This window comes from Lentzea indica, from assembly GCF_012184385.1.
GTDB lineage: Bacteria > Actinomycetota > Actinomycetes > Mycobacteriales > Pseudonocardiaceae > Lentzea > Lentzea indica.
The window spans coordinates 1-12,842 of record NZ_VSRL01000250.1; the positions used below are offsets into that span (position 1 = coordinate 1).

Sequence of the window (12,842 nt, forward strand, 5' to 3'; positions counted from 1 at the left end):
CTCAGCAGGACTCAACGTCCAGGACAAACGAGTGCTCACCCGCCGGTCGGCCACCACCAGGAGTGTGCCGGATGGCCACTCCCAGAACTGATTAGGACAGTTACCTGTGACGACACTGGGCATCGCGATGGTCGGCCACGCGTTCATGGGAGCCGCGCACTCCCAGGCGTGGCGGGTCGCGCCGCGCTTCTTCGATCTTCCGGTGCGGCCGGTGATGTCCGTGCTGTGCGGCAGGGACCCCGACCGCACCAGGGCGGCCGCCGCGCGCTTGGGCTGGGCGGACGCCGTGACCGACTGGAAGTCCGTGCTGGACCGCGACGACGTGCACGTGGTGGACATCTGCACGCCGGGTGACACGCATGCCGAGATCGCGGTCGCCGCCCTGGACGCGGGCAAGCACGTGCTGTGCGAGAAGCCGATGGCCAACAGCGTCGCCGAAGCGGTCGCCATGGCGGAGGCCGCCGAACGCGCTGCCCTGCGCGGCGTGCGGGCGATGGTCGGGTTCAGCTACCGGCGGGTGCCTGCCCTGAGCCTGGCCCGCGACCTGGTCGCCCAGGGCAGGCTGGGACGGGTTCACCACGTGCGCGCCGTGTACCTGCAGGACTGGATCGTGGACCCCGCCGCGCCGCTGTCCTGGCGGCTCGACAAGGAAAAGGCCGGCTCCGGCGCACTCGGCGACATCGGCGCGCACGTCGTGGACGCCGCCCAGTTCATCCTCGGCGACACCATCAGCGAGGTGTCCGGGACGCTGGAGACGTTCGTGTCGGAACGCCCGCTGGCGTCCGCTCACTCCGGGCTGTCCGGCACGGCCGCGTCCGACCGGACCGGGTCGGTCACCGTGGACGACGCCGCACTGTTCCTGGCCCGCTTCACCGGCGGCGCACTCGGCTCGTTCGAGGCAACGCGGTTCGCCAACGGCCGCAAGAACGCGCTGCGCATCGAGGTCAACGGCTCGGCGGGCAGCCTGGCGTTCGACTTCGAGGACATGAACGTGCTGCAGTTCTTCGACGGCACCGAGGACTCCGTCGTCGCGGGGTTCCGCCGGATCATCGTCACCGAGCCGGGGCATCCGTACACGGCCGCCTGGTGGCCCGCCGGGCACGGCCTGGGCTACGAGCACGCGTTCACCCACCAGGCCGTCGACTTCGTGCGGGCCGTGGCCGCGGGAACCGACCCCGCGCCGTCGTTCGCCGACGGGCTCCAGGTGCAGCGCGTCCTCGCCGCCGTCGAGGCGAGCGCGGCATCCCGCACGTGGCAACAGGTTTAGGGAGGGACCGAAGATGGCGCGTCCGATCACGTTGTTCACCGGACAGTGGGCCGACCTGCCGTTCGAGGAGGTCGCCAGGCTGGCCGCGGGCTGGGGCTACGACGGCCTGGAGATCGCCTGCTGGGGCGACCACCTCGACCCTTGGCAGGCCGCGGAGGACGACGACTACGTCGCGGACCGGCTCGCGATCCTCGCCAAGCACGACCTGAAGGTGTGGGCGATCTCCAACCACCTCACCGGTCAGGCCGTCTGCGACGACCCCATCGACCAGCGGCACCAGGGCATCCTGTCCGCCAGGAACTGGGGTGACGGCGACCCCGAGGGCGTTCGGCAGCGTGCGGCGGAGGAGCTGAAGATGACCGCGCGGGCCGCGGCCAGGCTCGGCGTCGACACCGTCGTGGGGTTCACCGGCTCGTCGATCTGGAAGACCGTCGCCATGTTCCCGCCGGTGCCTGCCTCGATGATCGACGCCGGCTACCAGGACTTCGCCGATCGCTGGAACCCGATCCTGGACGTGTTCGACGAGGTCGGCGTCCGGTTCGCGCACGAGGTCCACCCGTCCGAGATCGCTTACGACTACTGGACCACCGTGCGCGCGCTGGAGGCGATCGGGCACCGGCCGGCGTTCGGCCTCAACTGGGACCCGTCGCACTTCGTCTGGCAGGACCTCGACCCGGTCGGGTTCCTGTGGGACTTCCGCGACCGCATCTACCACGTCGACTGCAAGGACGCCCGGCGCCAGGTCGGGAACGGCCGCAACGGCCGGATGGGCTCGCACCTGGCGTGGGCGGACCCGCGGCGCGGCTGGGACTTCGTCTCCACCGGACGCGGTGACGTGCCGTGGGAGCAGTCGTTCCGGATGCTCAACACCATCGGCTACTCCGGACCGATCAGCGTCGAGTGGGAGGACGCGGGGATGGACCGGCTCGTCGGTGCGCCCGAGGCGCTGGAGTTCGTGCGCCGCAACGCTTTCGACCCACCGTCGGCCTCGTTCGACGCCGCGTTCAGCTCGGGCGGCTGACGGGCGCGGCCGTGTCACCGTCCCGGGGGGTGGTGACACGGCCGCGGGACGACCACGCGCTGCCTTTCGATGCCGATGTGACAATTGTTCGATGGAGAGCACCTTGGGTGTCGAGGCGGGATCGCCGGCCGCTGTGCTGCGCATGCTGATGGACGGCAGCCCGCGCACCCGAGCGGAGATCGTGGCCGCGACCGGTCTCGCCCGTTCCACGGTGCGGGCCAGGCTGGACCTCCTCGTGGCCGCCGGGCTGGTGACCGGCAGCGGCACGGGGGAGTCCACCGGCGGACGTCCGGCTGGCCGGTTCGGGTTCAACCCCGGCGCCCAGCTCGTGCTGGCGGCCGAGGTGGGCGCCACCCACGCCACCGTCGCCGTCTCCGACCTGGGATGCCGGTTGCTCGCCGTCGAACAGGTGGACCTCGACGTGGCGGACGGACCGGCGGCGATCCTGCCGCTGCTGGTCACGACCTGGCGTTCGTTGCTGGAGACCGTGGACGCCGCGCAGATCGCCGGCGTGGGCATCGGGCTGCCGGGACCGGTCGAGCACTCCACCGGCCGGCCGAACAACCCGCCGATCATGCCGGGCTGGGACGGGTTCGACGTGCCGGCGGCCATCGCGGCGGAGTTCGACGTGCCGGTGCTGGTCGACAACGAGGTCAACCTGATGGCGCTGGGTGAGCACACCGCCTCGCACCCGGACGTGCGGCACATGATCGTGGTGAAGGCGGCGACCGGCATCGGCGCCGGGCTGATCAGCAACGGCGTCCTGCACCGCGGCGCGGCAGGCGCGGCGGGGGACCTCGGGCACATCAGGGTGCCGGAGGGCGGTGAGGCGCTGTGCCGGTGCGGCAACACCGACTGCCTGGAAGCGGTCGCCGCAGGCCCGCGCTGGCGGCGAAACTGCGGGAGCTGGGACATCCCGCTCACTCGACGGCGACGTGGTGAGCCTGGTCCGTTCCGGCAACCTCGAGGCCGGCCGGGTCGTGCGGCAGGCGGGCAGGGACATCGGTGAGGTGCTCGCCGGGTGCGTGAGCATGTTCAACCCGTCGCTCGTGGTCATCGGCGGGCTGCTGGCGGAGGCGGGCGAGATGCTGCTGGCCGGCGTGCGCGAGTCGATCTACCGGCGCTCGCTGCCGCTGGCCACGGAGAACCTGCGGATCGTCGCGTCGGGCGCCGGTGTGACCGCAGGGGCTTTGGGTGCGGCGGCGATGGTGGTGCGGCACGTGTTGTCGCCGGAGGTGCTGGACGCACGGCTGGGTGAGGTCGCCGCCGGTGGCTCCACGGGCGAGGTGCGGCTGTCTTCTCACGCCACCCAGGTTTATTGATCACGAGCGTTGTTGACGGCTCAGCGAACCAAAGAAGACGAGTAATGGCGGTGTTCATCCTTAAGACACCTGCACTTTGACAGCAAAGCGCCCACTTTTGATTGACAGCCGCCAATAGTCAGGCCTACCGTCGCCTCATGACTGTGACCCGCGTAACACCGGGGGTGGTCGCACACCCCGTTGGGCGGACGCGCGCGCTCGTGGGTAAAAGCCGATGACCAGCCCGGTCGCGTCGCGTGCTGGTCGGAGGGAAGGGCACCTGACCGCGGTCGCGGTGCCGCGCCCCAGAGGTGATCGCCCCACTGGCAATCACATCGTGGCCGTGGGCAAGGAGCCCACGGCGGCGACCCAGCGCCTGCTGCGGCTCATGTGCACGGGCGCGACCGACCGTGCGATCGCCCGTGAGCTGGACGTCAGCCTGCGCACCCTCAACCGGCGCATCGCGCGCCTGCAGTCGTTGCTCGGCGTGCAGTCGCGCTTCCAGCTCGGCGTGCGCGCCGCCGAGCTGGAGTGGCTCGCGGTGGCCCCGCCACCGCAGGCGGTGGGTAAGAGGAATGATCAATAAAGGGCTTCACTCGTGATCGGCCAGGATGCCGCCGGTCGCTCGGACGCTAAATTTTTAGCCCGGCCGATAAACGTGAAGTGCGAGCCCTTCAGATCGACTCCGCATCCGATCGGCCCAACATGTTTGATCGACACAAAAGTAGCCTGCTGCGGCAGACATGGGCTCATCAGAGGGTTTCGAAACGTCTTGGAAACCTTACGGAGTCGGCTCGACACTGCTAGTGTCGATAACGGTTCGGCCACGGTCGACTGGCTCCGTCGAATCAGGGCTGGCCGGTCGTAACCGCACCGTCGGCCAACTCGGCGAGTGGGTCGACACCAACGGCGGCCGTCACCACGATCACCATTAACCCTTCATGGGTCGAATCGCGCTGCCTGGCTGCCGTGCCAACCTCAATGACGAGGAGTACTGCATATGGCTGAAGCTGATTTTCGACCGTCGAGCCGCAAGCGCGGCGGTATCGGTCTGTACCTCCGCGGTGCCTGTATTGCGCTGGTCATGGCGCTGACGCCCGGCGTCGCGAGCGCTGATGTCGGTATCGCTGCCACGTGCTCGAGCCAGACGGGCAACAACGGCGGTTACTACTTCTCATTCTGGACTGATGGCGGCGGCAGGGCCTGCATGGAGTTCGGATCCGGCGGCAACTACAGCATGTCGTGGAGCAATGTCGGCAACTTCGTCGGCGGCAAGGGCTGGAGCAACGGTTCACGGCGGACCGTGAACTATTCCGGCAGCTTCAACCCGTCCGGCAATGCGTATCTGACTCTGTACGGGTGGACGTCCAACCCGCTCGTCGAGTACTACATCGTCGACAACTGGGGCACCTATCGGCCCACCGGTACCCACAAGGGCACGGTCACCACCGACGGCGGAACGTACGACATCTACCAGACGATGCGTTACAACGCGCCCTCTGTCGAAGGGAACAAGACCTTCCCGCAGTTCTGGAGCGTCCGGCAGCAGAAGCGGACGGGCGGATCCATCACCACCGGCAACCACTTCGACGCGTGGAACCGTGCCGGCATGCGGCTGGGCGATTTCCGCTATTACATGGTCCTCGCGACCGAGGGATACCGAAGCAGTGGCAATTCCAACATCACGGTGAGGTGAGCGTCCCGCTCCCGGAGGGCCGTCGCCTGTAATGGCGTGCGGCGCACACATCAAGGACCGGTTGCTGCGCGCCTTTCAGGTTGCCCGACGATTCCTGAGGGATGAATCAGGCGGAGGTCAGGGGAAACCCTGATGGCAGGGTGCCCGACCGCGGGCAGGCTGGAGTCGTCAAGGGGTATCCGCAGTTCGAGGAGAGTCATGAGCGAATCCAGGCCTGAGAACACCCGTACCGCCGTCGACTCGGCGGTCGACGCCGTTCGCGGGCTGGTCAGCGAGGGCATCAATCGTCGTGTGGTTGTGCGTGACAGCAAGAACGACGTGGTGCTGGAGGTGCCTTTGGCTGTCGGGTTGGTCGCGGCGCTGGCCGCTCCGGTGGCCACGACGATCGGTGCCGGTGTCGCGCTGGTCGGCAAGTGCGGGATCAAGATCGAGAACCGTCAGCAGCCCGGTGGTCAGCCCGCGACGGTCGACACCGAGCAGGTGTAGTCGGCAGCCGCGGGTCATCGCGGCGGGGGACGTCCATGCGGGCGGGACGCAGCAGGCTGGTGCCGTCGTCAGAGACGGTGACGGCACCGCGCCTGGCGTGGCAGGCCCGACGGGACACCGAAAGAGGAGGCCGAACCCGGTGCGGGTGCGCGACTCGACGCGGCGGCTGGTGACCGGGCCGGGCTCTCGTACTTTGGACTGATCTGTCGCGGTGTCGGCTCTCGTACGATGTGGACGTGTTCGCTCTTCTGCGGTCGGTGTGGGACGAGCCCCGGCCGGTGCGTGCGGCGGCGCGGGTGTGGTGGGACTGGGTGCTGGTCGCCGTGCTCTTGGCGGTTGCGGTGCTCGAGGTATTGCTGCGGCAGGACCTGAACTCGCGGGTCGGCTCGCTGATCGTGGCGGTGGGGCTGCTGCCACTGTTGTTGCTGCGCCGGAGCAGGCCGCTGGTCGCCGTCGCCGTCGCGTTCGGCGTGGCCGCTGTCGCTTCGCTGGTGTTCGGGGGCGAGCCCGAGCTCAACGTGATGGTGTACATGGTGCTCTTCCCGTTTTCACTGTTCCGGTGGGGTTGCGGGCGTGAGGCGGTGATCGGGCTGGCGATCATGCTCGGCAAGGTCGGGCTGTCGGCGGCGCTCGGCTTCATCAGCGTGGGGGAGGCGGTGGGCGGAAGCGCTGTTCTCGGAACGGCGTGCGCCCTCGGTGCCGCGGTGCGATACCGAGGGCGGGCGCGGGCACGAGAGCTCGAACAGGTCAAGCTGCTGGAACGGGAGCGGCTGGCACGGGATCTGCACGACACGGTGGCGCACCACGTGTCGGCGATGGCGATCCGGGCCCAGGCGGGGCTGGCGACGGCGGCATCGCGGCCGGAGGCGGCGATCGAGGCGCTCGGCCTGATCGAGTCGGAGGCGTCGCGGGCACTCACCGAGATGCGCACGATGGTGCGAGCCCTGCGCCACAACGAGCCCGCGGACATGGCACCCAGCCCGACCGTCGCCGACATCGAACGGCTCGCAGCCCCGGCCGGCCTGGACCCGAGGTCGACGTGAGGATCGACGGGGCCGTCGACGACCTCCCGAAGTCGGTGGGGACCGCGATCTACCGGCTCACCCAGGAGTCGGTCACCAACGCGCGGCGGCACGCCCGGCACGCCACCCGCATCGAGGTGCGGGTCACCGTCGGCGACTCGTCGGTCCACCTGCGAGTGAGCGACGACGGCGACACCGGCAACCGCGGCACTTCGGCGCAGGGGAACGGGTTGATCGGCATGATGGAACGCGCCGACCTGCTCGGCGGCAGTTGCGAGGCGGGCCCGAACCCCGGCCGGGGCTGGACCGTGACCGCCGTGCTGCCGCTCACCGGGTCGGCCGCATGAGCGTTCGGGTCATCGTCGCCGACGACCAGGAGATCGTCCGCACAGGACTCTCGATGATCCTCGACGCCCAGCCGGGCATCGAGGTCGTCGGCGAGGCATCGGACGGACGACAGGCCGTGGAACTGGCCCGTCGGCTGCGGCCGGACGTGTGCCTCTTCGACATCCGCATGCCAGGAATCGACGGCATCGAGGCCACCCGCCTGCTCGCAGGGCCCGGCGTCGCCGACCCGCTCGCCGTCGTCGTGATCACCACTTTCGACCTCGACGAATACGTCTACGCCGCGCTGCGTGCAGGTGCCAGGGGATTCCTGCTCAAGGACGCCGGCACCGTCCTGCTCGCCCAGGCCGTCCACGCCGCGGCCTCCGGCGACGCCCTGATCGCCCCCAGCGTCACCGCTCGGTTGATCGAGGCCTTCGCGGACACCGGGCCCACCGGCCGCACCGTGCAGCCGATCGAGCCGCTCACCGAACGGGAGGAGCAGGTCCTCGCCGCCGTCGCGGGTGGGAGCACCAACAGCGAGGTCGCCAAGGAGCTCCACATCGCGCTCAGCACCGTCAAGAGCCACATCGCCAGCCTGATGGCCAAGATCGGTGCCAGGAACCGGGTCGAGATCGCCATCTGGGCCTACGAGACCAAGCGCGTCCGGAGTGGATTCCGGCACCAGTCAGCCGAAAGTACGACGAGCGGGCCGGACCATCGGCCAGGATGATCGCAGCCCTTGTTCCGATGAGTTGACACCACCGCACCCGCCACGATCTGGTGCATGACCTCCTCCACCAAGTGGGACAAGCTCATCCCGGCCGCGATCATCCTGTTCAGCGTCATCCCGGTGCTCGGTGGCGCCCTCCGGCTGGCCGAGCTGGGCGGCGGTGCGGAGATCACACCGGACAACGCGCGGTTCTTCGCCTCACCCGTGCCCGTGGTGGTGCATGCCATCACCGTCAGCGTGTACAGCATCCTCGGTGCCTTCCAGTTCGCTCCCGGCTTCCGCCGCCGCAGACCGGGATGGCACCGGGCGGCAGGGCGACTTCTGGTCCTTTGTGGACTCGTGGGAGCGCTGTCAGGTCTGTGGATGACCGTGTTCTACCCCAAACCCGCCGACGTGGGCGCTCTGCTCACCGGCGTCCGGCTGGTGTTCGGCACGGCGTGGGCGGCGTTCATCGTCCTCGGTCTCGCCGCCGTCCGCCGCCGAGACTTCGCCGGGCACCGCGCCTGGATGATCCGCGGTTTCGCAATCGGGCTCGGCGCCGGCACACAAGCGGTGGCGCTGACCGCGTGGCTCGTGGCCGTCGGCGTGCCTGACCGCCTCAGCAAGGCGTTGCTGATGCTTGCCGCCTGGCTCGTCAACCTCGCCGTGGCGGAGTGGATCATCCGCCGTCGCCCGGCGAAGCCAACCCGCCCGGCTCGCGCCGGACTCGTGCTCAAGGAGACCCGATGAAGGCAGTTGTCCAGGACCGGTACGGATCGCCGGACGTGCTGGAGTTCCGCGACGTGGAGCCGCCGGCGGCCTCCGGCAACGAGATGCTCGTACGGGTGCACGCGGCCTCGGTCAACGCGTACGACTGGCACGTCATGCGCGGAGACCCCTACCTGGCCCGGCTCACCGGGCTCGGAGTCACCGTTCCCAGAAGGAAGATCCGCGGTCGCGACTTCGCGGGCAGGGTGGAGGCGGTGGGTCGGGACGTGCGGCGCTTCCGGCCCGGTGACGAGGTGTTCGGCGACCTCGGTGCCGCCGACGGAGCGTTCGCCGAGTACGTGTGCGTGTCCGAGGACTTCGTCGAGGCCAAGCCGGCCAACCTGACGTTCGAACAGGCCGCCGCGGTACCACTGGCCGGGCACACCGCGCTGAAGGGATTGCGAGACATCGGAAAGCTCCAGCCGGGACAGCACGTCCTGGTCAACGGAGCGTCGGGAGGCGTGGGCACGTTCGCCGTGCAGATCGCGAAGTCCATGGGCGCCACCGTGACCGGCGTGTGCCGCACGAGGAACGTCGAGCTGGTGGCGTCGCTCGGCGCGGACCACGTCATCGACTACACCAAGGACGACTTCACCAAGAACGGCACGCGCTACGACCTCGTCTTCGATCTGGTCGGCAATCACTCGCTGACCGGGTTGCGGCGCGCGCTCACGCCCGGCGGAACGATCGTGCTGTCCGGCGGGGGAGTGTTCACCGGCGGCAGCCTCGTCGGGCCCATGTGGCTGATGATCAGGGCGAAGCTGCTGGCCCCGTTCGTCCGCGACCGGCTGCTGGTGCTCACCACGACGCTCGACCGGGAGATCCTCGCGGCGCTGCGGCGCCTTGCCGAGTCGGGAGGCTTCACCCCGGTCATCGACCGCGCCTACTCGCTGGACGAGGTGTCCGAGGCCGTCCGCTACATCGAGACCGAACACGCCCGCGCGAAGGTCGTCATCACTGTCTGCTGATGCAAGGCCGAAACTCGCCTGCCAATCCGAGAGAAGCAGCCAGGTTGCCGAGCTTGACAACGGCACCCGATCACCCCACCTTCACCCCGGCTGGCCGCGGACATGGTCGACGTCTGGGGCGCCTTCGTGCGCTACGGCCGTCCCGGCGTCGCCGGCCGGACGCACTGGCCCAGCTTCAGCAGTTCGGGGAAGGTGATATCGCGCGCACCGGTCGCTCGCTACTCGTCTGCGACAACGTCATCGGCGCCGAGCACAACTGCGACCTGTGGGCCGCAGCCCGTACCCGTGATCGACGTCCATCCGCTGGAACCGGCTCGCCGTGTGTCGTGGACCGCTCGAGACCGCCCGAAAAGCGGAGGTATTAGTCCACTTTGGACGGCATTGGTGCCGGTGCGGCGCCACCGTCGCCTTCCGGTTGTTTCGCGGCCGACCGCGCTGAACCAGGGCCGACACCTGCAGCCGCGGTCAGGAGAAGGCAGTCCGCATGCATCGGCTGGCAGCACTCCACGCCATCCACAGTGGACATGCTGGCCGAGGTCGGCGGACATGGAGCGGAAACCGCTGTCAGGGCAAGTGGTTCCCCAGTCGGGTCCCGCGGTGTCATGCTCCGACCAGTGGCCGGACCGTGGTGCCCGGTCCGGCCACTGGATGGTGCGGTTCAGTAGGTGAACTCGGTCCGCCTGAGATTCTCCTGCGCCCCGCCTGCGCCGTCCTGGATCCACACCTCGAGGCGGATCACGTCGCCGCGGCGCGGCGTGTGCCAGAACGGGTCGACTGCCGCACCTTGTCCCGTGCCGCTTTGCGGGGTGCAGCCGTTTGCGCCGTTCTTGTCCTCCGCCCAGCCCACGAGGATCCCCTGGGTCACGTTCACAGCCCGTGCCATGGCCCGCCGGCCGTCCGCCCTGGTGTCGCAGGCCTCGACCCGCTTGTTGTAGCTGTTCACGAACCCTCTGGCGCCGGTGGTGGTCAGCGGATTCTCCGCCGCCTGGGCGGGTGTGGCCGTCACTCCGAGGAGCAAAGCCGCGGTGGTGGAGACTCCGACCATGAGCTTTCGCATGTGTTCCCCCTGTCATCCGGTTGCCGCAGCTCACGCTGCGACAGTCAGCTGCGGTGGTCGCCGGTGTGATGAGCCGTTGTGCAGGAAAACCGGTGTGAATCCGGAATCGGACGAGGACTCGGGACCACGACGGCCGGTGAGAGGCTTCGCCGCCTCAACCCGCGTCGCCGACGGAGCGAGCCGTCGAACCCGTGCGTTCTCAATGCAGAAGACGACCGTGGATTGATCTTGAGGTAGCGCGTCACCACGGTCCGCTGCAGGCGCTGCCGTCGTACGTGCAGGCCCGCAGGTAGAAGGTCTTGAGGCTGGAGAACCCACCCCTGCCGATGTAGCCCTTGCCGCGGATGGTGATCCACGGGCCCTTGTCGGCCTGGAACTGGACGTAGAGGTTGGACCGGCGGATCTCGTAGCTACCGTCGTAGAGGCTTCCAGAACGCCAGTAGTTCCCGCAGACGTAGGCGGATCCGCCGCTCGTGCCGTACAGCGTGGTGCAGGTGCCCTTGCCGATCGCTTGCGCGGTCGCGGGCATGAGCACCGCCGCCGCCAGTGCGGCCACCGCGACGGCGACCCTGCCCTCGGTCTTCGACATCGTGTTCCCCCTTCGCTCGAAGTGCCTGTGTGCACAGCCTGGGCGGTCGATCTCGCGGAAATGTGGGATCGATCTTGTACGCGTCCTCGCGCACCTCCGGCGTCGTGCGGGCGGCGCATTGTCCGCTGCCGATCTGAGGAATTTCTGGGATCGGTCTTGTCCGGGTGCACGTGAGCCGGTAGTCCGGTACCGGTGGGGGAGCGGGGGTTGCGGTGTCGGTGACGTTCGATCTGCTCGGCGAGGTCCAGGTGAAGGTGGCCGGCGTGCCGATCGACCTGGGACATGCTCGTCCGCGTTGCGTGCTGGCCGCGCTGCTTGTCGAGCCCAATCGCCCGCTTCCGCTGGACCTGCTGGCCGAGCGGGTGTGGGGCGAGCGGCCGCCACGGCAGGCGCGCAACACGCTGTACGGGTACCTGTACCGGTTGCGCCAGGCCTTCGCCGGTCTGCCGGGCGTGGTGATCGATCGGACGCCGGCCGGATACCTGTTGCCCGTCGATGAGAGCGCGGTGGACGTGCACCGGTTCCGGTCGCTGGTCCGGCGGTCGCACACCGAGGACGACTCGCAGGCGCTGGCGATGGTGGAGCAGGCGCTCGGGCTGTGGCACGGCCGCGCGCTGGGAGGGGTCGAAGGGCCGTGGGCCGACGCCGTGCGCCGCACGCTGGAGCAGGAGCGGTGGTCGGCCCTGTTGCACCGCAACGACGTCCTGCTGCGCCTCGGCCACCACGACGCCCTGGTGGCCGAACTGTCGATGCTGGCCGACGAGAACCCGTTGGACGAACGGTTGGCAGGGCAGCGCGTTCTGGCGCTGTACCGGTGTGGCCGGCTGGCCGACGCCCTGGAGCACTACGAGGTCGTCCGGCGCCGGCTGGCCGACGAACTCGGGGCCGATCCTGGTCCGCAGCTGCGGGAACTGCACCAGCACGTGCTGATCGGCGAGCCGGTGGCGCCGGCGATTCCGCGCTCCGGCACGCCGACACCTCGGCAGCTGCCCGCCGCGCCGCGGTTGTTCGTCGGCCGTGCCAACGAGCTCGCGAGGATGGACAAGGCGCTGGCGTCCGGTGCGGACGAGTCTCCGGTGCTGGCGATCGTGGGTGCGGCGGGCACCGGCAAGACGACGCTGGCCCTGCACTGGGCGCACCGGGCCGTCGACCTGTTCCCGGACGGGCAACTGCACGCCGATCTTCGCGGGTTCGATCCGGCGGGACCTCCGGTGCCGCCCGCGGTGGTGGTACGCGGGTTCCTGGACGCGCTCGGGGTGCCGGCGGCGTCCGTGTCCGCGGACCTGGACGGACAAGTCGCGCTGTATCGCAGCCTCGTAGCGGGCAAGCGCATGCTGGTGGTGCTGGACAACGCCGGTGACACGGCACATGTGCTGCCGTTGCTGCCCGGCAGCAGCACCTGCACCGTGCTCATCACCAGCAGACACCGGCTCACCGGGCTCACCGCATCGCACGGAGTTCCGACGCTCGCCCTGGACGTCCTGAGCAACAGCGAGGCACGCGACCTGCTCATCGGACACCTCGCCGAGCCCAGGATCCGCGCAGAACCCGATGCGGTGGCGGACCTGCTCCGGTCGTGCGCGGGCCTGCCGCTGGCACTCGCCGTGGTGGCGGCACGGGCGACGCTCGAC

The 12,842-nt window shown here is 69.3% G+C and carries 13 protein-coding genes and 1 pseudogene; 12 read left to right on the forward strand and 2 right to left on the reverse strand.

Annotated elements, in window-relative coordinates; genetic code table 11:
- The first annotated feature begins 127 nt into the window (after positions 1-127).
- The 11 genes and pseudogenes from FXN61_RS39845 to FXN61_RS39890 all read left to right on the forward strand — a co-directional run bounded on the left by FXN61_RS39845 (position 128) and on the right by FXN61_RS39890 (position 9,565).
- Positions 128-1,267 carry a Gfo/Idh/MocA family protein gene (locus tag FXN61_RS39845; protein WP_188135997.1) on the forward strand — a complete coding sequence of 380 codons (1,140 nt, stop codon included), beginning with the start codon at positions 128-130 and terminating at the stop codon, positions 1,265-1,267.
- Between the two features lie 13 nt (positions 1,268-1,280).
- Positions 1,281-2,288: a sugar phosphate isomerase/epimerase family protein gene (locus FXN61_RS39850; RefSeq protein WP_167979069.1), complete on the forward strand. Its 1,008-nt coding sequence runs from the start codon at positions 1,281-1,283 to the stop codon at positions 2,286-2,288.
- 142 nt (positions 2,289-2,430) lie between these two features.
- Positions 2,431-3,610, forward strand: a pseudogene (locus FXN61_RS39855) (ROK family protein).
- Positions 3,611-3,932: 322 nt separating this feature from the next.
- The gene (locus FXN61_RS54875; RefSeq protein WP_312878357.1) at positions 3,933-4,175 is read left to right on the forward strand and encodes a LuxR C-terminal-related transcriptional regulator; all 243 of its coding nucleotides are present in this window, start codon (positions 3,933-3,935) and stop codon (positions 4,173-4,175) included.
- A 414-nt stretch (positions 4,176-4,589) separates the two neighbouring features.
- The gene (gene xynA, locus FXN61_RS39865) at positions 4,590-5,285 is read left to right on the forward strand and encodes an endo-1,4-beta-xylanase XynA (RefSeq protein ID WP_167979071.1); all 696 of its coding nucleotides are present in this window, start codon (positions 4,590-4,592) and stop codon (positions 5,283-5,285) included.
- Between the two features lie 198 nt (positions 5,286-5,483).
- Positions 5,484-5,771 (forward strand): DUF4342 domain-containing protein, encoded by a 288-nt coding sequence (locus FXN61_RS39870; RefSeq protein WP_167979072.1) that lies wholly within the window; start codon positions 5,484-5,486, stop codon positions 5,769-5,771.
- Positions 5,772-6,007: 236 nt separating this feature from the next.
- Positions 6,008-6,814, forward strand: coding sequence for a sensor histidine kinase (locus FXN61_RS39875; RefSeq protein WP_312878358.1), 807 nt, complete (start codon positions 6,008-6,010; stop codon positions 6,812-6,814).
- Entirely contained in the window at positions 6,811-7,140 is a 330-nt protein-coding gene (locus FXN61_RS55935) for a sensor histidine kinase (RefSeq protein ID WP_312878359.1), read from the forward strand. The genes FXN61_RS39875 and FXN61_RS55935 overlap by 4 nt, the downstream gene beginning before the upstream one ends.
- The gene (locus FXN61_RS39880; protein ID WP_167979073.1) at positions 7,137-7,850 is read left to right on the forward strand and encodes a response regulator; all 714 of its coding nucleotides are present in this window, start codon (positions 7,137-7,139) and stop codon (positions 7,848-7,850) included. Before FXN61_RS55935 ends, FXN61_RS39880 begins: the two co-directional genes overlap by 4 nt.
- A gap of 54 nt (positions 7,851-7,904) precedes the next feature.
- Complete coding sequence (locus tag FXN61_RS39885) at positions 7,905-8,579, forward strand: DUF2306 domain-containing protein (protein WP_167979074.1); 675 nt, start codon at positions 7,905-7,907, stop codon at positions 8,577-8,579.
- Complete coding sequence (locus FXN61_RS39890) at positions 8,576-9,565, forward strand: NAD(P)-dependent alcohol dehydrogenase (protein WP_167979075.1); 990 nt, start codon at positions 8,576-8,578, stop codon at positions 9,563-9,565. The genes FXN61_RS39885 and FXN61_RS39890 overlap by 4 nt, the downstream gene beginning before the upstream one ends.
- A 658-nt stretch (positions 9,566-10,223) precedes the next feature.
- Here FXN61_RS39890 and FXN61_RS39895 read toward each other — a convergent pair.
- Both FXN61_RS39895 and FXN61_RS39900 read right to left on the reverse strand, forming a co-directional pair.
- A complete protein-coding gene (locus tag FXN61_RS39895) occupies positions 10,224-10,622 on the reverse strand; it encodes a hypothetical protein (protein ID WP_167979076.1) in 399 nt (132 codons plus the stop codon).
- Positions 10,623-10,863: 241 nt separating this feature from the next.
- Positions 10,864-11,211, reverse strand: a complete 348-nt coding sequence (locus tag FXN61_RS39900; protein WP_167979077.1) for a hypothetical protein — start codon at positions 11,209-11,211, stop codon at positions 10,864-10,866.
- A 212-nt stretch (positions 11,212-11,423) separates the two neighbouring features.
- Between FXN61_RS39900 and FXN61_RS39905 the strand changes: the two genes are divergently transcribed.
- Positions 11,424-12,842, forward strand: a 1,419-nt coding sequence (locus tag FXN61_RS39905; RefSeq protein ID WP_312878360.1) for an AfsR/SARP family transcriptional regulator, incomplete at its 3' end; no start/stop codon positions are given.

What these genes read in the sequence shown, in the direction of transcription:
- FXN61_RS39845 (WP_188135997.1), top strand. Translation starts at nt 128, where the DNA reads ATGGTCGGCCACGCGTTCATGGGAGCCGCGCACTCCCAGGCGTGGCGG.
- FXN61_RS39850 (WP_167979069.1), top strand. Translation starts at nt 1,281, where the DNA reads ATGGCGCGTCCGATCACGTTGTTCACCGGACAGTGGGCCGACCTGCCG.
- xynA (WP_167979071.1), top strand. Translation starts at nt 4,590, where the DNA reads ATGGCTGAAGCTGATTTTCGACCGTCGAGCCGCAAGCGCGGCGGTATC.
- FXN61_RS39870 (WP_167979072.1), top strand. Translation starts at nt 5,484, where the DNA reads ATGAGCGAATCCAGGCCTGAGAACACCCGTACCGCCGTCGACTCGGCG.
- FXN61_RS39880 (WP_167979073.1), top strand. Translation starts at nt 7,137, where the DNA reads ATGAGCGTTCGGGTCATCGTCGCCGACGACCAGGAGATCGTCCGCACA.
- FXN61_RS39885 (WP_167979074.1), top strand. Translation starts at nt 7,905, where the DNA reads ATGACCTCCTCCACCAAGTGGGACAAGCTCATCCCGGCCGCGATCATC.
- FXN61_RS39890 (WP_167979075.1), top strand. Translation starts at nt 8,576, where the DNA reads ATGAAGGCAGTTGTCCAGGACCGGTACGGATCGCCGGACGTGCTGGAG.
- FXN61_RS39895 (WP_167979076.1), bottom strand. Translation starts at nt 10,622, where the DNA reads ATGCGAAAGCTCATGGTCGGAGTCTCCACCACCGCGGCTTTGCTCCTC.
- FXN61_RS39900 (WP_167979077.1), bottom strand. Translation starts at nt 11,211, where the DNA reads ATGTCGAAGACCGAGGGCAGGGTCGCCGTCGCGGTGGCCGCACTGGCG.